The sequence below is a fragment of the Enterococcus lemanii genome, from assembly GCF_016909125.1.
Classification (GTDB): Bacteria; Bacillota; Bacilli; order Lactobacillales; family Enterococcaceae; genus Enterococcus_I; species Enterococcus_I lemanii.
The window spans coordinates 13,559-36,163 of the sequence record NZ_JAFBFD010000011.1; the positions used below are offsets into that span (position 1 = coordinate 13,559).

Genomic DNA, 22,605 nt, shown 5'->3' on the forward strand with positions numbered 1-22,605 from the left:
ATGGTCAATCGCGTTGCATTTGAAATTTTTGGCATAGAAATTTACTGGTATGCTTTAATTATCGTATCAGGAATTGTAATAGCCATGTGGTTAAGTACTCGAGAAGCCATTCGAGTAAATTTAAAAAAAGATGATGTTTCTGATTTTATGTTAGTTGGGTTACCGGTGGCTTTTATCGGCGCTCGATTGTATTATGTATTATTTGAATTAGAAACCTATTTAGCTGATCCAATCCAAATCTTAAATATTCGTTCAGGCGGGATTGCTATCTATGGTGGCTTAATTGCCGGTGGAATTTGGTTGTATTTCTTTTGTCGGAAAAATTTTATCCAGCCATGGACCTTTTTAGATATTGCTGCACCAAGCGTTTTGCTTGCTCAAGGGATTGGGCGTTGGGGGAATTTCATGAACCATGAAGCTTATGGTGGTGAAACGACTCGTGCTTTTTTAGAAAAATTACAATTACCAAATTTTATTATTGAGAACATGTATATTGAAGGGGCTTTTCGACAACCGACTTTCTTATACGAATCCGTTTGGAATGTGCTTGGTTTTTTCATTTTAATTCTTTTACGTAAGTATACAACTTTGTTTAAACAAGGAGAAATTGCATTAGCCTATCTGATTTGGTATAGTTTTGGTCGATTTTGGATTGAAGGAATGCGCACCGATAGTCTGTATCTCTTTGGTGAGATTCGTGTCTCTCAAGCGTTATCATTTGTCTTATTTTTAGGGGCAATCTTGTTAGTGATTTGGCGTCGAAAGAGTAATCCTAATTTGAAAGCTTATAATCGTACATACGGATCAGATCAAAGAATTATCTAGGGATGAACGAATGATGAAAGAGAAGACAAAGTTATTTAAGGAGGTTTCGATTGTGAAACAAAAAATTGCAGTCTTAGGCCCAGGATCTTGGGGAACAGCATTAGCCCAAGTCTTATCAGAAAATGGTCATGAGGTAACCTTATGGGGAAAAGACGCGGATCAAATAAATGAAATAAACACGCAACATACCAACCATCGTTATTTACCAGATTTGGTTTTACCTAAAGAAATTCAAGCGACTTTATCTCTAGCAGAAGCGGTTCAAGGAGTCGACGCCATCTTATTTGTTGTCCCAACAAAAGCGATTCGAAGTGTGGCAAAAGAATTGGTTCCTTTAATTGAAAAAGCGCCTTATATTATTCATGCGTCAAAAGGACTTGAACAAGGAAGTCACAAACGAATTTCTGAAGTGTTAGCCGAAGAAATACCTGCAGACAAACGCCGCGAAATTATTGTTCTTTCTGGCCCTAGCCATGCAGAAGAAGTGGCTGTTCACGATATTACAACGATTACTGCTGCTAGTCAGGTACTTGAGTCTGCCAAATATGTCCAAGATTTATTTATGAATGATTATTTCCGTATTTATACAAATGATGACGTAGTTGGCGTGGAAACAGGAGCGGCTTTAAAAAATATTATTGCTTTAGGAGCCGGAGCAATTGCAGGGCTAGGATTTGGTGATAATGCGAAAGCAGCCATTATGACACGTGGCTTAGCAGAAATTAGTCGCCTAGGGGTTGCAATGGGAGCAAACCCACTTACTTTTATCGGTTTAAGTGGCGTGGGCGATTTAATTGTTACTTGTACAAGTGTTCATTCAAGAAACTGGCGCGCCGGGAACTTACTCGGTCAAGGTAAAAAATTAGACGAAGTTTTAGCGAATATGGGGATGATTGTGGAAGGTGTTTCTACCACAAAGGCGGCCGTTGAATTGGCCCACCAGTTACAAGTTGAGATGCCAATTACTGAAACAATCTACCGTGTTTTATATGAAAATCAAGACATCAAAGAAGCAGCCAAAGAAATTATGTTGCGTGATGGAAAAGTTGAAAATGAGTTTAAGTGAGGAGAAAATTGCATGAAAGTTAGAAAAGCGGTCATCCCTGCTGCAGGTTTAGGGACGAGGTTTTTACCAGCAACGAAAGCGATGGCTAAAGAAATGTTACCAATTGTTGATAAACCAACGATTCAATTTATTGTTGAGGAAGCACTAAAATCAGGAATTGAAGACATTTTAATTGTTACAGGCAAAGCCAAACGCCCGATTGAAGATCATTTTGATGCGAATTTAGAATTAGAAACGAACTTAAAAGAAAAAGGGAAAGCAGATTTATTAAAACTTGTCGAAGAAACCACGGATATTAACCTGCATTTTGTTCGTCAAAAACATCCACTGGGCTTAGGTCATGCGGTTCTTCAGGCTAAAGCGTTTGTGGGCCGAGAACCTTTTGTGGTAATGTTAGGTGATGACTTGATGGATGATGAGATTCCATTAACAAAACAACTGATGAATGATTATGAAAAGACCCACGCTTCAACCATTGCCGTGATGGAAGTACCACAAGAAGAAACGTCTAAATATGGTATTATCAATCCTGGCGAAGAAGTTTCAGAAGGTCTTTTTAATGTTAAGAATTTTGTCGAAAAACCAAAAGCCGAAGAAGCGCCAAGTAATTTAGCTATTATTGGTCGTTATCTACTGACGCCAGAAATTTTTTCAGTATTGGAAGAACAAACACCAGGTGCCGGTGGTGAAATCCAGCTAACCGATGCAATCGACACTTTAAACAAGACACAACGAGTATTTGCCCATGAGTTTAAAGGAACGCGTTATGACGTAGGAGATAAATTTGGCTTCATGAAAACGAGTATTGAGTATGGCTTGAAGCATCCGGAAGTAAAACAAGATTTAACGAATTATATTATTCAATTAGGTAAGGAATTAGCTGACAAAAATCCTCCGATTGAACCATTGAAGGACGAAGTCGAATAAAGCTTAAAAATCCATTACTTAGCAAAATATTTTGTTAGCTGTAATGGGTTTTTTTATTAGAATAGGAAGGGGGATGTTTATGTCTGGAGGAGAAATTGCTGCTTTGATTGCAGCAATTGCATTTGCAGCACTTGTCTTTTTTATCATTCGAGTGTTGTTGCAAGTAAGTAAAACATTATTAAAAGTTGATACCACCGTCGCAGAAGTAAATAAAACGATTCAAGTAGTAACGCGCGACGTCGATATTTTATCGCGCGAAGTGGAAGGTTTACTTGTGAAAAGCAACTCTTTATTGTTAGATGTCAATCAAAAAGTTGAAAAAGTTGACCCATTATTTACAGCCATTGCTGATTTGAGTCTTAGTGTTTCAGACTTGAATCAATCGAGTCGTTTGATGGTCTCACGCTTTTCGGCGTTAGGTAAGACCGCGACTCAAGCAAGTATTCTAGGAAAAGTTAGTCAATCAGCCATTAAGAAAATGAAAGAAAAAAGAACAGCAAAAGATTAGATAAGGAGGATTAAGATGAGCAAAAAAGGTGGATTTTTATTAGGTGCATTAATTGGAGGGACCGCAGCGGCAGTAACAGCATTATTATTAGCTCCTGAATCAGGGAAAGAGTTACGAGATAAATTAGCAAAACAAGTGGATGATTTATTAGATCAAGCATCCGATTATAAAGATGCCTCTAAAGAAACAAGTCAAGATTTTACGGATTTAGCAAAAGAAAAAATGGCTATTTACGCTAAACGTCTGGAAGAATTAGGGAAACAATTAAAAGAAAATATCTCTGAAACGGCCGAAGAGGTTGCTGGATTTTCAGAAGATTCAATGGCTGAAATAAAAGAAGAAGTCGAAGAAATAAAGCAAGCTTTTTCTGATGGAATGGCTGAAGTGCTTTCAGATGAAGAAGATGGACAAGACATTGTAATCGAGTTAGCAGATGAGTTTATGGAAGAAGCAACGCCGGAAGCAGCGATAGAAGAACTGTCAGAAGAACCGTCAGAAGAAGTTTATTTTCAAGAGTTGGAAGAATTAAAAGAAGTTTTAGAAGAAAATAATCCAGAAGATGAACACGACCAATCAATTTAATAAACACCGCTGGTTATCTCAAGTTTTTGATAGTGCTTGAGGTAACTAGCGGTGTTTTGAATTTTAATCACGGACAATGAGTAACTCTTTTGGTGTGTGTGTGAATGGTTTGCAACCATCTTTAGTGACATAGACACAGTCTTCAATTCTAACACCAACTTGACCAGGTAGATAAATACCAGGTTCAATTGAAAAACACATACCTTCTTCAAGTACCAAATCATTACCTGTTACAATTGAAGGGAATTCATGAACACTTGTACCGATACCATGGCCTAAACGATGATTGAAAAATGTGCCGTAACCAGCTTGCTTAATGATTTTTCTAGCAATTTGATCGAGTTGGCTAGCCGTTACTCCAGGTTTAACGGCTTCTTGAGCGGCTAGTTGCGCTTCAAGTACAATTTGATGAATTTCCTTTTGTAGTTCAGTTGGCTTGTGATAAGCAATTATTCGCGTCGCATCGCTGCAATAACCATTCCAAACGACCCCTAAGTCAAATAAAACCAGTTCATTTTTTTGAATAACTTTTCCACCTGGTTCGCCATGTGGATCAGCAGCGTTTGGTCCAGCTAAAACCATCGTGTCAAATGACATTTGTTTTACACCTTGACGTTTTAATTGGTATTCAATCTCTGCAACAATTTCTTGTTCGGTCTTACCATTTTTTACTGCTGAAAAACCAATTTCAAAAGCAACATCCGCCCATTTTCCAGCAGCGATTAACCCTTTGATTTCATCAGGGGTTTTAATCAATTGCATTTTTTGAATGATTGGCGTTAAATTATTCGAAAAAGTTGTTTGATTCAAAAGTTTAGATAATAATTCAAAGCGTTCCAATGAAAGAGCATTTTTTTCCAAAGCAAGTTCTCTAGGGTTTCCGTAACGTTTGAGAATTTCTTTTTTTATGATATCCCAAGGATCTTGAGTGTCCAAATAGCCGACCACATCTGCTTGCCATGGACTTTTTTTGGCAGCTTCTACTTCTAATGCAGGAGTAAATAAGAACGGTTCTTGTTCTAAACTAATAAACAGTGCCAATACGCGTTCATGTGGTTCGCTTTCGTAACCAGTAAAATAAGCAATTGATTGTGGTGAGCTAATGTAAGCTAAATCAATTTCTTTTTTTAACATCCATTGTTTTAATTCGTTTATTTTTTCTCGGTTCATAAATTCCCTTCTTTCTAAAGTTCATTTCTATACTACCATTTTTCTTCAAATCTTCCTAGAATCATTTTTAGAAAGAAATAATGAATAATTTTCATGAAAATAGAATTAAAACGGTTGCAAATTGCTCGGAAGTTTGCTATTCTAACTAAGAAATGTAAACAAGATTTTCAGAAAATGATTAAATGAGGAGATAATAAAATGGATAAACAAACAATTACCATTTATGACGTCGCTAGAGAAGCCAACGTTTCAATGGCGACTGTTTCACGAGTGGTTAACGGTAACCCAAATGTAAAACCAGCTACTCGTAAAAAAGTATTAGAAGTAATTGACCGCTTAGATTACCGTCCCAATGCAGTTGCTCGTGGACTAGCAAGTAAAAAAACAACGACGGTTGGCGTAATTATTCCTGATGTAAGCAATATGTTCTTTGCATCATTGGCTAGAGGAATCGATGATGTTGCAACGATGTATAAATATAATATTATTTTAGCTAACTCTGACGGAGATAGTGTTAAAGAAGTCAATGTTTTAAATAACTTATTGGCAAAACAAGTCGATGGTGTAATTTTTATGGGACACCGAATTACAGATGAGGTTCGAGGAGAGTTTTCTCGTTCAAAAACACCAGTTGTATTAGCCGGTTCTATTGATCCTGATCAACAAGTAGGTAGCGTAAACATTGATTACAAAGAAGCGACCAAAGATGCGATTTCACTTCTAGTTAAAAATGGCAATAAAAAAATTGCGTTTATTAGTGGGGCATTAATTGATGCAATCAATGGGCAATATCGTTTATCTGGTTATAAAGAAGCCTTAAAAGAAAATAATTTAGAATACTCAGAAGGTTTAGTATTCGAGTCACCTTACTCATTTAAAGATGGTTTATCTTTAGTTGAACGATTATTAAATAGTGGGGCAACGGCAGCCTATGTAACAGATGATGAATTAGCAATTGGTATTTTAGACGGTTTAATTGACCAAGGAATCAAAGTACCAGATGACTTTGAGATTATTACAAGTAATAACTCACTTTTAACAGAAGTTGCTCGTCCAAAGTTATCAAGCGTTACGCAACCATTATATGATATTGGTGCTGTTTCTATGCGTTTGTTGACAAAGCTAATGAATAAAGAAGAAGTTGAAGAAAAAACAATTGTATTACCATATGGTATTGCGAAAAGAAATTCAACAAAATAAGTCAAAAACGATTCGAAGGTAAAATTTTCGAATCGTTTTTTTGCTTATTCATTTTTCTTTTCTGTTGTCTCTTCTTTGTTCTCTTCTTTATTGTTCTCTTTTTCTTTCTCATCAGAAACGTCATCTTTTTTCTTTTCGGTTTCTTTTTTATCGTCTTTTTTCTCTTCAACTTTTGGTTTTGGAATAACAGATTTCCAGTAATCATTGTAGTTGGCATCTGTTCCACCAATACCAAACTTAAAGCTAATATCCGCAGGTCCATTTTTAGCCCAATAAGAAGTGACCGTTTCTGTTGGAGCAGTAAATGTTGTATTGTTAATGGTCATCGTCCCGCCTGGCTTTGTCCCAGAAAACTTAGAAACGTTAAAACTTTTAACACTAGGATCGAGTTGGAAGGTATCACTTGTTTTGATAATGTCAGGATTTGCTTGATAAATGGCGTAAACTAATTGCGCCATGTAATTTGCTGTTCTTTGTCCGCCAGAGGCATCAGAAGGTTTGCTATCTTCACGCCCAGACCAACTACCTAAAGTAATGCCTGGCGTAGAGACAACGAGCCAGGAGTCCACATTTTCATCGGTTGTTCCGGTCTTTCCAACCCAATCGGCGTTACCTAATTGCCAATTTAGATTGCTGACTCTACTTTTAAAATCAGTCGTAAAACCATCTGTGATGACACTTCGCATTAAATCAACAGTAATCGAAGCGGCTGCTTTTGAAAAGACTGGTACAGGGTTTGCTTCGTGTTGATATAAAACAACACCATCAGAATCAATGATTGATTCAATCAAATATCCTTCAAGATACGTTCCATTATTGGCTAGAGCTTGGAAACCATTTGTTTGCTCCAAGGTTGAGATTTCAGCTACGCCTAAAGGGGCAGATTGGTACTGCCAGACAGGTGTCTCTGGGTAGTTCATCTTGGATAAATACTGATCATAAACAGAACTGGCGCTCCCCATTTTTGAAAGCGTGTTTTGATAAATATGATTGGCTGGGATGTTATCTGAACGAACAATTGATTCACGAACCGTTTGAAACGTTTTTGAACCAGCATTCAAAGCATTTAAAATTGGTTTTCCGGCGTCTTCACCATTTCCCCAACTAGTCGGGAAATCTGAGACTCTTGTTTGCGTTCCAATCAGCCCTTGGTCAATTGCTGGACCATAGACCAGTACAGGTTTTATCGCTGAACCGGCTTGACGCTTGGAACTAAAGGCATGATTAAATTGATTGGCGTTATAATTTCGACCACCCACGAAGCCTAGAATTTTACCGGTGCTATTTTCTAGTAAGACGTTTCCAACCTCAATATGCGCACCTGCCCAGTTATCGAGTAAGTATCCGTAGTTCGTTACGGTTGCTTGCATGGCTTCATAAATTTTTGGGTCAATCGTTGTGTGAACGGTATACCCACCGTAAGCTAGTTTTTCTCTCGCTTTATCTAGGTACTGTTGATGAATGTCTTCTTTAAGAAAGTTTTCGTCTGAGAGATTATTACTCTTGGCTAATTGCTTGGCAACAATTTCACTGGCTTGGTCCATCACAGCGTAGTATAAATAGCCTTGATTGTTCGTGTCGGCTTTAGCTGTCGGAAGAAAATCAGCGGTCAAATCATAAGCGAGCGCCTCTTCGTATTCTTCTTGGGTAATGTCGTGATTACGAAACATACTAAACAACACAAAATCTTTTCTCTGAAGACCATAGACTAGATACTCAGAATCTTTCATTTCTCCAGTATTTAAGTATGGACTATAAGTAATTGGGCTTTGCGGTAAACCAGCAATAAAAGCAGCTTGGGCTAAATTGACTTCACTAGCGTTTACCCCAAAAATTCCTATCGCAGCTTCTTGAACACCTGCGATATTTTGGCCACGATTATTGCGGCCAAAAGGCGAAACGTTTAAATACATCGTAATAATTTCTTCTTTAGAAAAGTTCTTTTCAACTTCCATCGCTAATAGCATTTCAGTTGCCTTTCTTTTAAAAGTAGTTTCGCTCGTTAAAATTTGCTGTTTGACTAATTGTTGCGTTAAGGTGGAGCCACCACTACTTCCCATACCTGTTACTTCAGATACTAAAGCTCGAATTACCGCTTTGGGTACGACCCCGTGATGTTCGTAAAAATATTCGTCTTCTGTAGCCACGACGGCTTTTTTTATCAGCGGAGAAATTTCTTCAGGAGAAAGTTGAACTCGACGTAAATCTGATTGAATCGTCGCAATTAGACTTTCGTCTGAATAAACGAGTTGGGATGTTTCAGATACATCGCCTAAATCTTTTTTTATTTCTTGTTTCGAAGGCAGTTGCGTTTGCTCAATGAGAAAAGTGAAATAACCTAGCCCGATTCCCCCCGCTAAGGCCCCTCCAAATAATAATAATGCAACCCCGATTAAAAATATGGAATAAAAGACTCGTAATGTTACATTTAAGTAAAGCCAATTTTTCTTTTTTGTACTTTGCTCTTTTTTTTGTGGCAAAATTTTCACCTCAGTTTTATCAATATAGACCGAGCTAATTATATCAAATAAATAAGCCCTTGAACACAATTGTTACGGAATTGATAGAGAAGCTTTAAATTGTCAGTTTTTTCAAGTAAGATAGGAAGTAGTCGTTTAAGGAAAAAGGAATGGGGGAGAAGTGATGGGGGCTGTGGTATTACAATCGGTTATTTTATTTTGGATGATCGTACTAGGTTTTGTCACTAAAAGGGTCGGGCTATTAAATAAAAGCGATGGGAATGTTTTAGGTCGAATTGTGATGAATGTCACGTTGCCTGCAGTGATTATTATTAATTTAGCCCGCCTAATTTTACAAAAAGAACTGGCTTTTCTTGTTTTTTTAGGCTTGGTTTGGACAATCGGTCAGTTAATTTTAGCCTATTTTCTTGCTAAACAAAAAGAAAAATTAATAAAACTTTTTTATCTATATGGAGCCTCTGGATTTAATATTGGAAATTTTGCAATTCCTTTTATTCAAAGTACGATTCCAGTAGGTTTACCACTTGTTTTGATGTTTGACATAGGAAATAGCATCATGCTTTCAGGAGGTACAAAAATTGTTGTTGACCAGATGGTGCACAAAGAAGAACCAGTCCATTTGAAAAGTATTCTCAAGCAACTTTTTTCTTCGGTTCCATTTGTCTGTTATGTAGTGATGCTCTTACTAAAAGTAACCGCGGTAGACGTGTCAGAAAATATATTAAGTTTCATTAGCCCAATTGCAGATGCAAACATCTTTTTATCAATGTTTATGATTGGGTTATTTATGGAATTACGCTTGCCAAAGACCATGATGGCAGAAGTTTTACGTGTCTTATTCATTCGCTTTGGACTGGGGATGTTGATTTTTATTCTCTTATATTTTCTGCCGATTCAAGCATTAACTAAAATGGTTTTAAGTTTATTGGCCTTTTCGCCGATCCCATTATTTAGTATTATGTTAGCGGTACAAGATGGCGTCAAAGAAGAATGGATGGGTGTGAGTGCATCAATTAGCTTTTTAATTAGTTTGCCGCTTATGACGACTGTTTTACTGGTTTATCAATAAACTAAGCAAGATAGTTGCGTTTTTCATTTGAGTTGCGCATACTGAACAAGACTTGTAACAAACGAGGAGGAAATTTGATGTTGATAGGATCTCATGTCTCAATGAGTGGCAAAAAAATGTTGCTAGGCGCAGCAGAAGAAGCAGCGAGTTATGGCGCTTCAACTTTTATGATTTATACAGGAGCGCCACAAAATACGCGGCGAAAACCGATTGAAGAAATGAATATTGAACAAGGAACGGCCTATATGAAAGCGCATGGCCTAAGTAACCTTGTCGTTCATGCGCCATATATTATTAATTTAGGAAATACAATTAAACCAGAAAATTTCAGTTTTGGAATTGAATTTTTAAGAGCGGAGATTTTACGCGCACAAGCACTAGGCGCAACACAAATCACGATGCATCCTGGTGCGCATGTTGGTGCGGGAGTCGAAGCTGGACTTGCTCGAATTATCGAAGGTTTAAATGAAGTTCTAACGAAAGAGCAAATTCCACAAATCGCTTTAGAAACGATGGCAGGAAAAGGAACGGAATTAGGTCGAAATTTTGAAGAGTTGGCGACAATTATAGATGGCGTGAAGTTAAACGAAAAACTATCGGTCACTTTAGATACGTGCCACATTCACGATGCAGGCTATAACGTCAAAGAAGATTTTGATGGCGTGTTGGCCGAGTTTGATCAAGTGATCGGGCTAGATCGCTTAAAAGTCATTCACGTTAATGATTCTAAAAATATTCAAGGCGCTCGCAAAGACCGTCATGCGAATATCGGTTTTGGTGAAATTGGTTTTGAAGCATTGAATAAAGTGGTTCACCATCCACAACTGGCACAATTGCCAAAAATTTTAGAAACACCATACGTTGGTGAAGACAAAAAAAATCAAAAAGCACCTTATGGTTTTGAAATTGCTATGTTGAAAGAAAAATCGTTTGATGCTGACTTACTCACTAAAATTGCAGCTCAAGTTTAGCGTAAATGAGAAAGATGGAATTGCTACTTTTCTTTTTGCTGATTATCTAGTAAAATATTTCATTGAGAGTACCCTTGAGGAAGGAGTGTTACAATGAACTTGGGATTAGCTATTTTATTTATTGCAATCGGTGTCTTAATTGGTGCTGTCGGTGGATTCTTCTTAGCGCGTAAATACATGCAAGATTACTTAAAGAAAAACCCACCAATTAATGAAGACATGTTACGGACGATGATGATGTCAATGGGCCAAAAGCCATCTGAGAAGAAAATTCGTCAAATGTTACAACAAATGAAAAATCAAAAATAATGATTTTATGAGAAACGGGCTGAAAGGCCTGTTTTTTTTAACGCAAAAAAAGGAGGAGAAAGATGTCAATTTTTAGAAAGTTAGCTTGGTTTTTTAAAGAAGAAAAAAAACATTATATCATTGGCGTGACGGCACTAATAATTGTTGCAATTGTTCAATTAGTTCCACCAAAAGTCATTGGCATTATTATTGACAAGATTGCCCAAGACCAAATGAATCTTCACAGTATGTTGGCTTGGATAGGGGTATTGGTATTGTCGGCGGTTGCGCAGTATGTGTTTCGTTTTGTTTGGCGCGTGAATATCTGGGGAAGTGCTGCCCGTTTAGAACGTAGCTTGCGGCGTCAACTCTATCATCATTTTACGCAAATGGATCACTTGTTTTATCAGCGCCACCGAACAGGCGATTTAATGGCCCATGCAACGAATGATTTGTCAGCCATTCAAAATGTCGCAGGTGCTGGTATCTTAACTTTTGCCGATTCAATTATTACAGGTGGTATGACGATTTTAGCAATGGTTCTTTTTGTCGATTGGCGCTTGACTTTAATTGCTTTAATTCCACTGCCGCTTTTAGCAGTGGCATCAAGAGTTTTAGGTTCAAAATTACATGATGCGTTTCGCGAATCACAAGAAGCTTTTTCAGCAATTAACGACAAAGCTCAAGAAAGTATTACAGGGATAAAAGTAATTAAAACTTTTGGCCAAGAAAAAGAAGATATCGCTGAATTTTCAGAAAAAGTAAGTCAATCCATCAAAAAAAATCGCCGTACCAATTTCTTAGAGGCGCTTTTTGACCCAGTCATTACACTCATTATTGGGCTAGCTTATGTCGCAACCATTTTAGTTGGGGGCCAATTTATTATGAACGGCCAAATTACGATTGGTCAATTGGTGACTTTTGTCAGTTATATCGGTATGCTAGTTTGGCCAATGTTTGCCATTGGTCGTTTATTTAATGTTTTGGAACGAGGGAATGCCAGTTATGATCGAGTGACACAAATATTAAAAGAAAAAACGCATATTGTAGAACCATATAATGCTAGAAAACAGCTAGCAAAAGGTGTTTTATCTGTAGCGATTGATCACTTTTCTTATGATGAAAAAACCAAAGACACACTAACAGATATTCACTTTAACTTAAAAGAAGGAGAAGTTTTAGGAATTGTTGGGAAAACCGGTGCAGGAAAAACAACCTTGTTAAAACTTTTAATGCGTCAGTACGATTATTATCAGGGCACGATCCTTTATGATGGCGAATCGATTAAAAATTACACCTTAGATGCTCTTCTTTTATCGATTGGTTATGTTCCACAAGATCATTTTTTATTTTCAATGAGCGTGGGGGATAACATTCGTTTTACAAATCCTCAATTAACACAAACAGAAATTGAAGATGCCGCGAAGTTTGCCGCAATTCATGAAGATATTCTAGGGTTTCCCGAACAATATGATACGTTAGTTGGTGAACGAGGCGTGTCATTATCTGGTGGGCAAAAACAGCGCTTATCGATTGCACGGGCATTAATTATGGCGCCAGAACTATTAATTTTAGACGACGCTTTATCCGCGGTAGATGCTAAGACTGAGGAAATGATTCTATCAAACTTAAAAGAAAGACGTCAGCAACAATCAACCATCATTGCGGCTCACCGCTTAAGTAGCGTCATGCATGCGGATGAAATTTTAGTTTTAGAAGAAGGGAAAATCGTTGAACGCGGAACCCATGAAGAACTCCTCGAGAATCAGGGGTGGTATGCTAAAATGTGGGAAAAACAACAATTAGAAGCAAAAATTGAAGGAGGGGAACGTTAATGCAGCAACCATCACAATGGTCAAAAGCGTTATCTTTTAAAGAACAAAGAGCCATTATCAAACGCTTATTTGCCTATGCTCGTCCTTTTCGTAAGACTTTTTCAATTGCTATTTTATTTTCACTTGGATTAGCGACCATTAATATTTTGTTACCACGTATTTTACAAACGTTAATTGACCGATATTTACAACCACAAAAGGCAACGAGTCAAATCATTTGGCTTTTTGCCGCTTTATATCTACTCGGCACCATTTTAAAGGCTATTATTTGGTTTTTTCAATGGTACTTATATTCAGATGCTTCTTTACGCAGTTATCAAAATATTCGGGTGAAATTATTTGAAAAACTTCATACGTTAGGGATGCGTTATTTTGATCAAACCCCTGCAGGCGCAATTGTTTCAAGGGTATCAAATGACACAGAAACCTTATTTGAATTTTGGCATGTTTTTTTAATGGTCATTACTGGCGTTTTTGCAGTGACTTCATCTTTTATTGCGATGTTTCAAATCAATGCCCAAATTGCCTTAATGACACTTTTATTTTTGCCAGTTTTAGGCTTAATTATTTGGTACTACCAAAGATTTAGTTCGAAAATTTACCGACAAATGCGTGAAAAACTAAGTCAACTGAATACGAAGCTCAATGAATCCATTTCAGGTATGCAAATTATTCAACAATTTCGTCAAGAGAAACGCTTTTTGCAGGAATTTGAAAAAACGAATGATGAGTATTTAGCGACACGCGAGGCAATGATTAAAGTAAATTCATTATTACTAGGGCCAGTCATTAGTTTGCTGTATGCTTTAGCCGTAGCCGTTTCATTAACGCTATTTGGATTTAAAGCCTTGGAATCACCACTAGAAGTCGGTTTAATCTATGCTTTTGTCACTTATATCCAAGCTTTTTTTAACCCGATGACGCAAATGATGGATTTTTTGAGTACTTTTACAGATGGCGTTGTTGCAGGAAGTCGTGTTTTAAAAGTTATGGATGAAACACAGCTTACACCTGCGCAAAACCAAGATGCCAGTTGTGAAATTACGCAAGGGAAAATAGAGTTTCGAGATGTTTGTTTTTCTTATGATGGTGAGCATAAAGTGTTAGATAAAATTTCTTTTACCGTTAATCCTGGTGAAACAGTTGCTTTAGTCGGCCATACTGGTAGTGGAAAAAGCTCAATTATTAATGTGTTAATGCGTTTTTATGAGTTTGAAGAAGGCCAAATTTTGATTGATGGCCACGATATTCGTGAGTTTCCAATTGAGGAATTACGCAAGAAAATGGGGCTCGTTTTACAAGATGCTTTTATGTTTTATGGCAATATCGCCGACAATATTCGCCTGCTTAATCCTACTATTAAGGAAGAAGAAGTCGTGGCGGCTGCTAAATTTGTTCAAGCAGATTCTTTTATTGCAACTTTACCAAATACTTATAATGCAAAAGTTATTGAGCGAGGAGCGAGTTATTCAAGCGGGCAGCGACAATTAATTTCATTTGCTCGGACGATGGTTACCCAACCTAAAATTTTAGTTTTAGATGAAGCAACCGCCAACATTGACACAGAAACGGAAAGCTTAATTCAAATGGGGCTAGCCAATATGCGTCAAGGTCGGACAACCATTGCGATTGCACACCGTCTATCAACGATTCGAGACGCAAACTTAATTTTAGTGTTAGAGAAAGGGAAAATCGTAGAACGAGGCACGCATGAATCTTTGCTAGAACAAGCGGGTTTATATGCAGATATGTATCGATTACAAAGTAGTGAGGTGTAAAAAAGAGTCTTTTTAGACTCTTTTTTTACACCTCTAGTAATTTTTCAATTGTTGGAATTAGTTCAAATGGTGCGGTGCGATGGGCGAAGCGAGCAGCAAAGTGTCCATCACGAGCAATTAAAAATTTAGTGAAGTTCCACTTAATATCACCGGATAGTTCATCGGTTGTTTGTGTTTGTAAAAATTTAAATAAAGGATCCGCTTGTTCCCCTTTTAAAGTCGTTAATGTATGCATCGGGAAAGTTACGCCATACTGTAATCGACAAGCTTCCGCTGCTTCTTGCCCCGTTGCTAGTTCTTGGTGAAATTCATTTGAAGGAAAACCGAGTACAACAAAACCTTGATCTTGGTATTTTTCGTAAAGTGCTTCAAGCTCCTTAAATTGTGGCGTATGCCCACATTTTGAAGCAGTATTCACAATTAAAATGACTTTCCCTTTCTCTTTTTCTAGAGAGTAATGCGTACCATCTTCTAGGGTTGCGTCAAATTGATAAATATTCATGTTTAAAAAACCTCCTTTTTTCTAGTATAGCCTGAGATTTAAATAATAGAAATTATTTTGCTTTGAAAAAAGTGCGGCAGAAAAAATAAATCCAGGTAACGATGGCTTAATAATTAGCGCATCGTTACCTGGGTATGTTCATTTTATTAATGATTATTATTGAGCGAGGGCTTCGTCATAGCTAGCTTCATCCTGAACGACGGCCTTTGACTTCCAAATACCTGAGCGCCAACGCCGAATCATTAAGGCCGCTCGAAGTCCTTCGTCAATTGCATAGGCGATCCAAACGCCGACTAGGCCAAACCCACCCCAAATGGCGAGTGAATAAGAAAATGGTAAACTAATGACCCACAAAACAAGTAAACTACAAATGAGTGGGAATTTCACATCGCCACTTGCATTTAAAGAACCTACTAAAATCATATTGACTGCGCGTGTTGATTCTAAAGCAATTTCAACTAAGAAAACTTCTTTGGCAATATGAATGACTTCAGGATTTGTTGTAAAGATCCCCATAATTGGTTCAATGAATAAATAAGTAAGAACACAAATAATCAAAGTAGTGGCCACACCAATTACGGTTGTACGCATCCCACGTTGATACGCTCGATCAAATTGTTGGGCACCCACATTTCGCCCAATCATAATTTGATTGCCTTGGCTAAGAGCGGAAGCAATTAAATAAACAAATTGTGTAATGGCACTAATGTAAGATTTGGCAATTAAGACACTTGAACCTAAAGAAGCGACAATCATTGTCACGACGACTTGTGCTCCTTGATAAGAAAGTGACTCACCAGACGAAGGTAAACCATAAGTTAAAATCGATTTTAAAATTGGCCATGAAATATTTTTAAGACGTAAAGACAAAATTGAAAAACCGATATAATGTTTTAATAAATAAATCGAGATGAAAAGTCCAATCACGTTTCCAACGACACTTGAAAAAGCTAAGCCACTTACGCCGAAACTTGGCAATCCAAAAGGCTGGTAAAGAACAAAATAGTTACCAATAACAGATAGAATACTAGCGGTCATGGGTACAAATAAGGCAGGTTGGGTATGCCCGTGCGTTCGTAAAATCGCAACGATCACGGCTGTCAAGGCAGAAACAATCAGACTACCGCCGAAAATTTGCAAATAGCTTTTCCCGATGGCGACTAACTGTGCATCGAGGTTCATAAATCTTAAAAGATCTTGTGAAAAAATCGCAAATGCAAAGCTAATCATTAAGCCAATTGCAAGTGAGCCAAAAATTGCTGTATTAATGACCGTTTTAATTTCACTATTTTTCTTTGCACCAATGTATTGTGCGATGATAATTTGTGTACCAATTGTGATGAAACCGTAAACAAAAACCATTAAATTAAGTAGTTGATTTGCCGCACCAACCGATGCCACCGCGGGCTCAGAGTAGTGTGAAATCATCCAAACATTAATATTACCTATGACGACGCGTAAAAACAATTCCACAAAAATCGGCCAACTTAAAAAAATTAGTTCACGGTCGGAGGCAATAATCATTTTTTTTCTTGCCAAAATTAAGTTCCTCTCTTATAGTTAATAATTGTGATGTCTTGGCAATTTTACAAGATTAGTCTAAAAAGTCAAGAAATATCAAAGGAAATGAGCTATTTTTTACCAAGCAAATGATTAGACGAAATGTCAAAGAAGGTCTAAAGTAAGTCTTAGAAAAACAATGGAGGGAAATTTTTATGTTTGACGTAATCGTAATAGGAGCAGGGCCAGCAGGAATGACTGCCGCACTCTATGCTTCTAGATCAAATTTATCAGTACTATTATTAGAAAGAGGGGCGCCAGGTGGTCAATTAAATAATACGGCAGAAGTTGAGAACTACCCTGGATTTGATCGAATTATGGGACCAGACTTAGCAGACAAAATGTTCCGCCCACTTGAAAAATTTGGCGCAAAACATGCCTATGGAATTGTGAATGAATTAAAAGATTTAGGTGACTACAAAGAAATCGTAACCGATAGTGAAGTTTACCAAGGGAAAACCGTTATTATTGCAACGGGCTGTGAGCACCGTCACTTAGGTGTAAAAGGTGAAACAGAATTTGCAGGTCGTGGGGTTTCTTATTGTGCAGTGTGTGATGGAGCCTTTTTCCGTTCTAAAAAATTACTTGTGATTGGTGGAGGCGATTCAGCAGTTGAAGAAGCACTATTTTTAACGCAATTTGCTTCAGAAGTTGTCGTTGTCCATCGTCGTGACGAATTACGTGCACAAAAAGTTATTCAAGAGCGCGCGTTTGCAAATCCAAAGATTTCATTTATGTGGGATTCCTTCGTTGAAGAAATCATAGGCAACCAAATGATGATGACTGGTGCCAAAATTCGAAACGTAAAAACCGATGAATGTCATGAAGAAACAGCAGATGGTATGTTTATTTATGTAGGACTAGATCCTTTGACCGAAGCATTCAAAAACACGGGAATCACAAACGAGGACGGCTGGATCTTAACAGATGAGTTGATGCGCACCAATATTCCAGGTGTTTATGCTGTTGGAGATGTTCGTGAAAAACACTTGCGTCAAATTACAACAGCAGTCGGTGATGGCAGTATCGCTGGGCAACAAGTATTTAATTATTTAGAAGAACAAAAAGATAAATAATAATACGTTTTAACCAACAGAGCCTATTTTTAAGAGAGCCTCTCAGATTGTAGACAAAAGACAAAGTACCTCGATTTTTAAATCGCATCGTACTTTGTTTTTTTGCTGTCTAATTTTTTTGTAAAAGCAACCATTCTTGCTTAAATTTGGCGATTGATTGGTAACGACGCTCAGGTTCTAAGTGAACAGCTTTTGGTAGAAGGTATTAGGAAAATTGAAACGGATCGTATTACGCCACGTCCTTCTGTACTCAAAGACGATCAATACCACGTTAGAAAAACTATGAGAATTTGAAGTGAGTCTTTTAGTCTTTCCTTAACAATGCTATAATTGCTTAAAAGAGTGAATTTGAAAGAGGGGCTTAACGATGAATTGGAAAACAACTTATGAGCAATGGGCAACAAGTGATTTGTTAGAAGAAAACTTAAAAAAACAATTAGTAGAACTAGCCAAAGACCAAGCGAAATTAGAAGATGCTTTTTATACACCGCTAGAATTCGGTACAGCGGGGATGCGTGGGATTTTAGGACCAGGTATTAATCGTATGAATATTTATACGGTTCGTCAAGCGACTGAAGGGCTTGCCCGTTTTATGGAAACACAAGGAGAAACAAATAAACAACGTGGCGTAGCAATTGCTTATGATTCACGTCATTTTTCACCAGAATTTGCGATAGAAGCAGCTTGCACGTTGGCACAACATGGCATTACTTCTTATGTCTTTGAAAGCTTACGACCAACGCCAGAGCTATCTTTTGCGGTTCGACATTTAAATGCATTTACTGGGATTATGATCACCGCATCACACAATCCAGCTGACTATAATGGTTATAAAGTTTATGGTGAAGATGGGGGGCAAATGCCACCAGCGCATGCGGATGCTTTAACTAGCTTTGTGCGTGAAATTGAAAATCCTTTAGAAATTCCAGTCTTATCTGAGCAAGAAGCTAAAGACCAAGGCTTGTTAAAAATCATTGGTGAAGCAGTCGATACCGCTTATTTAGCTGAAGTAAAAACAATTACGATTAATCAGGCGTTAATTGATGAAATGGGCGATCAATTAAAACTCGTTTATACACCACTGCATGGAACCGGTCGCATGCTAGGTGAGCGCGCATTAGCACAAGCGGGTTTTCATAAGTTTGTGATTGAACCGACTCAAGGACAAGCTGATCCAAACTTTAGTACCGTGAAATCACCTAACCCAGAAGAAATATCAGCTTTTGAATATGCGATCGCCCTTGGTAAAAAAGAAGGAGCCGATCTTTTGATTGCGACAGATCCAGATGCCGATCGTCTTGGTGCAGCGGTTCGTTTACCTGACGGTGAATACCAAGTGCTAACAGGAAATCAAATCGGGGCCATTTTAATTCACTATATTTTAGAGGCACATAAAGAAGCGCAAACCTTGCCTGCCAATGCGGCCGTTTTAAAATCAATTGTATCTAGTGAATTACCAACGGCGATTGCAAAAAGTTATGGCGTGGAAATGTTTAATGTCTTAACTGGTTTTAAATTTATTGCTGAAAAAATTCAACAATTTGAAGAAGACCACTCACATACATTTATGTTTGGCTTTGAAGAAAGTTATGGCTATTTAGTGAAACCTTTTGTTCGTGATAAAGATGCCATTCAAGCATTAGTTTTATTTGCCGAAGTGGCTGCATACTATAAGAAGCAAGGGAAAACAGTGTATGATGCTTTACAAATGATTTTTGAAACATATGGTTATTATGCAGAAAAAACAATCTCTGTTACCATGAGTGGTCAAGAAGGCGCGACTAAAATTGCGGAATTAATGAAAACCTTCCGAGAAAAAGCACCAACCGCGTTTGCCGGAGTGGCCGTGACTCAAACAGAAGATTTCAAAAAACAAACAAAAGTAAGCACAGACGGCGCAATAGAAAAATTAACAACGCCACCGTCGGATGTTTTAAAATATGTTTTAGCAGATGAAAGCTGGATTGCGGTTCGACCTTCAGGAACGGAACCAAAGATTAAATTCTATATTGGCGTTAAATCTGAGTCAACGAAAGCCGCAGATGAAAAGATTGCAGCACTAGAAAATGCAATTAATGAAATTGTTGGCTAAGGTGAAACTCTTGTTATTTTAGATGGAGGTAGCGGATGCAAAATTTACCAACGAATAATGAAATTGAAAAAGTTAGTCGCCTCTTTAAGGTATTAGGTGATGTCACTAGAGTAAAGATATTACTTTTCCTAGAAGAAGGAGAACGAAATGTAACGGCAATTGCTGAAGCCATCGAAATGGAACAATCCGCCGTCTCACATCAATTAAAACTGTTAAAAGATCATCGACTGGTAAAATCCCGCCGAGAAGGAAAAACGGTCTTATATCGTTTAGATGATGACCATGTTTTTGGTATTCTGGCACAAATAGTGGAGCATGTACGCCATTAATGTTGAAAATTAGGGAGAAATGACTTCTCCCTCTTTTTTTTTGGCCTGTTTTTTGATATGCTTAGAAGTATTATTAAAGAAAAATGAAAGAAATCTAATAAATGATTTTAAAAACAGGAGGCTTTTATGAAAGAAGTTAAAATTGGGATTTTAGGCTTAGGAGTTGTTGCACAAGGTTTCTTAGAAATGCTAACAAGCCAAAAGCAAAAGATTGAAGCGCAAAAAGGAATAAAGTTAATTGTATCCAAAGTACTCGTTCGTGAAGGCGAAGAAAAAACGACAATTGCAAATAAATACGGCTTTGAATTAGTAACAGACGTCAAAAAAATCACAGAAGATGATGAAATCTCAATTGTTATTGAATTAATGGGCCGAGTACACCCAGCTAAAGAATTTATTAAACAAGCATTAGAAAACAAGAAACATGTCGTGACTGCCAATAAAGATTTGCTTGCTCAAGAAGGGTTGGAACTAATAACAATTGCCAAAGAAAATCAAGTCGGGTTATATTACGAAGCAAGTGTCGCAGGTGCCATCCCAATCTTAAGGACATTAGCAACGAGTTACTTTGCAGATAATATTCAACAACTCACCGGAATTGTAAATGGTACGACGAATTTCATGTTGACTAAAATGTTTGAAGAAGCTTGGACGTATGAGCAGGCTCTACAAGCGGCACAAGAAGCCGGCTTTGCAGAATCAGATCCAACAAACGATGTTGATGGTATAGATGCTGCATATAAATTGATTATTTTAGCTCGGTTTGCTTTTGGCGTAAATTTAACTTTAGAGCAGCTAACCATTCAAGGGATTCGTCAAATTCATCCATTAGATGTTTCGGGTGCGCAACAACTTGGTTACACGATCAAGCTGTTAGGTAGCTTGATCAAAAAAGACCATCACTTGACGGCTTGTGTTCAACCAACTTTTGTACCTGATACTCATCTTCTTTCAAGTGTGAAAAATGAATTAAATGGTATCTTCTTGAAAAGCGATGGGATTGGTGAATCGTTCCATTATGGACCAGGAGCAGGAGCCTTACCTACTGGAACAAGTGTTTTAGCAGACGTCTTAACAATTGTTGATCGACAGCTTGACGGCTCAGCGACCGCTCGTTTTAATCCATATCAACAACCGGTTCACTTAGAAAAAGATCCTGAAAAAACAAATGCTTATTTTATTAGTTTAAGTCCTCAGATTGAACGAAAAATTAGTGAAGTGCAAGCGGAATTACAAACGACTTTCCCTAAAACAATCGCCCAGGTACAAGAAGCAACGAATCAAGTCGCACTTTATGTAGTAACGGAGCAATTAACAGAGGCCCAATTAGCGGAACTGTTAGCTGAGTTAACCAATTATGGTGAACATCATCAACCGCTACAATTAATGGAGGTCTAGTATGAAAATCAGAATACCGGCAACGAGTGCAAATCTAGGTCCAGGCTTTGATTCATGTGGCATTGCTTTATCTCTTTATCTCTTTATTGAAGTTTTAGAACCATCCGATCAATGGGAGATTATCCATGACTTGGGTAACGATATTCCAAGTGATGCAACGAATTTAATGATTACGACGGCATTAGCACTGGCTCCAGACTTGGCTCCTCATAAAATAAAGATGGAATCAGATGTTCCTTTAGCTCGCGGGCTAGGTAGTAGTTCATCGGTCATTGTAGCTGGAATTGAACTGGCTAATCGCTTAGGCAATTTAAATTTATCACAAAAAGAAAAAATTGAAATTGCAACGAAAATCGAAGGCCATCCAGATAACGTTGCTCCAGCAATTTGTGGAGATTTTGTAGTAGCTTGTTATTTTTCAGAAAAGAAAACAGATAAAGTAAGCTATGTGAAACACTATTTTCCAGAATGTGATATCATCGCTTTCATTCCAAATACAGAGTTATTAACAACTGAAAGCCGCGAAGTCTTGCCTCAATCTTTCACATATTCTCAAGCTGTTGAAGCGAGTGCCATTGCAAATGTAATGATTGCTGCTGTAATTAATGGGAACTTACCTTTAGCGGGAAAAATGATGGAAGAAGATCGTTGGCATGAACGCTACCGCCAAAAATTCATTCCTCATTTAGCTTCCATTCGCCAATTAGGTAAAGATGAAGGAGCTTATGGTTGTTTCCTAAGTGGAGCCGGTCCAACGGTTTTAATTCTATCGCCAGAAGATAAAACGACGCGCTTAATGAAAACATTGCAAGCATTAGATAAGAATGCAACCATTGAACGATTGTCAATTGATCGAGAAGGTGTCCAAGCTTTTTAGGGGGCTATAAAAAATAAAAAATTGCTTTCATTTTTCTTTAAGAAAATTATGAAAGCAATTTTTTTATTTGAT

19 protein-coding genes and 1 pseudogene are annotated in these 22,605 nt (G+C 37.6%); 16 read left to right on the forward strand and 4 right to left on the reverse strand.

Going from position 1 to position 22,605, the window contains the following annotated elements:
- The 5 genes from lgt to JOD14_RS04450 all read left to right on the forward strand — a co-directional run bounded on the left by lgt (window position 1) and on the right by JOD14_RS04450 (window position 3,908).
- Window positions 1–825 (forward strand): prolipoprotein diacylglyceryl transferase, encoded by an 825-nt coding sequence (lgt, locus tag JOD14_RS04430; RefSeq protein WP_204653585.1) that lies wholly within the window; start codon window positions 1–3, stop codon window positions 823–825.
- A gap of 52 nt (window positions 826–877) precedes the next feature.
- A complete protein-coding gene (locus tag JOD14_RS04435) occupies window positions 878–1,891 on the forward strand; it encodes an NAD(P)H-dependent glycerol-3-phosphate dehydrogenase (RefSeq protein ID WP_338031667.1) in 1,014 nt (337 codons plus the stop codon).
- Between the two features lie 12 nt (window positions 1,892–1,903).
- Window positions 1,904–2,818, forward strand: coding sequence for a UTP--glucose-1-phosphate uridylyltransferase GalU (gene galU, locus JOD14_RS04440; RefSeq protein WP_204653587.1), 915 nt, complete (start codon window positions 1,904–1,906; stop codon window positions 2,816–2,818).
- A gap of 79 nt (window positions 2,819–2,897) precedes the next feature.
- Window positions 2,898–3,326 carry a DUF948 domain-containing protein gene (locus tag JOD14_RS04445; RefSeq protein WP_204653588.1) on the forward strand — a complete coding sequence of 143 codons (429 nt, stop codon included), beginning with the start codon at window positions 2,898–2,900 and terminating at the stop codon, window positions 3,324–3,326.
- Window positions 3,327–3,341: 15 nt separating this feature from the next.
- Window positions 3,342–3,908, forward strand: coding sequence for a YtxH domain-containing protein (locus tag JOD14_RS04450; RefSeq protein WP_204653589.1), 567 nt, complete (start codon window positions 3,342–3,344; stop codon window positions 3,906–3,908).
- 63 nt (window positions 3,909–3,971) lie between these two features.
- Here the strand turns inward: JOD14_RS04450 and JOD14_RS04455 are convergent, their stop codons facing one another.
- Window positions 3,972–5,078 carry a M24 family metallopeptidase gene (locus JOD14_RS04455; RefSeq protein WP_204653590.1) on the reverse strand — a complete coding sequence of 369 codons (1,107 nt, stop codon included), beginning with the start codon at window positions 5,076–5,078 and terminating at the stop codon, window positions 3,972–3,974.
- Window positions 5,079–5,276: 198 nt separating this feature from the next.
- Between JOD14_RS04455 and ccpA the strand changes: the two genes are divergently transcribed.
- Window positions 5,277–6,278, forward strand: coding sequence for a catabolite control protein A (ccpA, locus tag JOD14_RS04460; protein ID WP_204653591.1), 1,002 nt, complete (start codon window positions 5,277–5,279; stop codon window positions 6,276–6,278).
- Between the two features lie 44 nt (window positions 6,279–6,322).
- Here ccpA and JOD14_RS04465 read toward each other — a convergent pair whose 3' ends face one another.
- Entirely contained in the window at window positions 6,323–8,758 is a 2,436-nt protein-coding gene (locus JOD14_RS04465; protein ID WP_204653593.1) for a transglycosylase domain-containing protein, read from the reverse strand.
- Between the two features lie 163 nt (window positions 8,759–8,921).
- Between JOD14_RS04465 and JOD14_RS04470 the strand changes: the two genes are divergently transcribed.
- The 5 genes from JOD14_RS04470 (at window position 8,922) to JOD14_RS04490 (ending at window position 14,699) form a co-directional block, all read left to right on the forward strand.
- On the forward strand, window positions 8,922–9,827 hold the full coding sequence (locus JOD14_RS04470) for an AEC family transporter (protein ID WP_204653594.1): 906 nt from the start codon (window positions 8,922–8,924) through the stop codon (window positions 9,825–9,827).
- A 77-nt stretch (window positions 9,828–9,904) separates the two neighbouring features.
- A complete protein-coding gene (locus JOD14_RS04475) occupies window positions 9,905–10,798 on the forward strand; it encodes a deoxyribonuclease IV (protein WP_204653596.1) in 894 nt (297 codons plus the stop codon).
- A gap of 93 nt (window positions 10,799–10,891) precedes the next feature.
- Window positions 10,892–11,107 (forward strand): YneF family protein, encoded by a 216-nt coding sequence (locus JOD14_RS04480; RefSeq protein WP_204653598.1) that lies wholly within the window; start codon window positions 10,892–10,894, stop codon window positions 11,105–11,107.
- Between the two features lie 62 nt (window positions 11,108–11,169).
- A complete protein-coding gene (locus JOD14_RS04485) occupies window positions 11,170–12,921 on the forward strand; it encodes an ABC transporter ATP-binding protein (RefSeq protein WP_204653600.1) in 1,752 nt (583 codons plus the stop codon).
- The gene (locus tag JOD14_RS04490; protein WP_204653602.1) at window positions 12,921–14,699 is read left to right on the forward strand and encodes an ABC transporter ATP-binding protein; all 1,779 of its coding nucleotides are present in this window, start codon (window positions 12,921–12,923) and stop codon (window positions 14,697–14,699) included. Before JOD14_RS04485 ends, JOD14_RS04490 begins: the two co-directional genes overlap by 1 nt.
- A 25-nt stretch (window positions 14,700–14,724) precedes the next feature.
- Here JOD14_RS04490 and JOD14_RS04495 read toward each other — a convergent pair whose 3' ends face one another.
- Both JOD14_RS04495 and JOD14_RS04500 read right to left on the reverse strand, forming a co-directional pair.
- Window positions 14,725–15,201: a glutathione peroxidase gene (locus tag JOD14_RS04495; RefSeq protein WP_204653604.1), complete on the reverse strand. Its 477-nt coding sequence runs from the start codon at window positions 15,199–15,201 to the stop codon at window positions 14,725–14,727.
- A gap of 156 nt (window positions 15,202–15,357) precedes the next feature.
- The gene (locus tag JOD14_RS04500; protein WP_204653666.1) at window positions 15,358–16,725 is read right to left on the reverse strand and encodes an MATE family efflux transporter; all 1,368 of its coding nucleotides are present in this window, start codon (window positions 16,723–16,725) and stop codon (window positions 15,358–15,360) included.
- A 182-nt stretch (window positions 16,726–16,907) separates the two neighbouring features.
- Here JOD14_RS04500 and trxB point away from each other — a divergent pair.
- The 5 genes and pseudogenes from trxB to thrB all read left to right on the forward strand — a co-directional run.
- Window positions 16,908–17,837 (forward strand): annotated as a pseudogene (gene trxB, locus JOD14_RS04505) (thioredoxin-disulfide reductase); the annotation flags it as partial.
- A gap of 367 nt (window positions 17,838–18,204) precedes the next feature.
- Complete coding sequence (locus tag JOD14_RS04510; protein ID WP_204653608.1) at window positions 18,205–19,929, forward strand: phospho-sugar mutase; 1,725 nt, start codon at window positions 18,205–18,207, stop codon at window positions 19,927–19,929.
- A gap of 35 nt (window positions 19,930–19,964) precedes the next feature.
- Window positions 19,965–20,258, forward strand: coding sequence for an ArsR/SmtB family transcription factor (locus tag JOD14_RS04515; RefSeq protein WP_204653610.1), 294 nt, complete (start codon window positions 19,965–19,967; stop codon window positions 20,256–20,258).
- Window positions 20,259–20,384: 126 nt separating this feature from the next.
- Complete coding sequence (locus JOD14_RS04520; RefSeq protein WP_204653612.1) at window positions 20,385–21,656, forward strand: homoserine dehydrogenase; 1,272 nt, start codon at window positions 20,385–20,387, stop codon at window positions 21,654–21,656.
- A gap of 1 nt (window position 21,657) precedes the next feature.
- Entirely contained in the window at window positions 21,658–22,533 is an 876-nt protein-coding gene (gene thrB, locus JOD14_RS04525) for a homoserine kinase (protein WP_204653614.1), read from the forward strand.
- Window positions 22,534–22,605 lie beyond the last annotated feature (72 nt).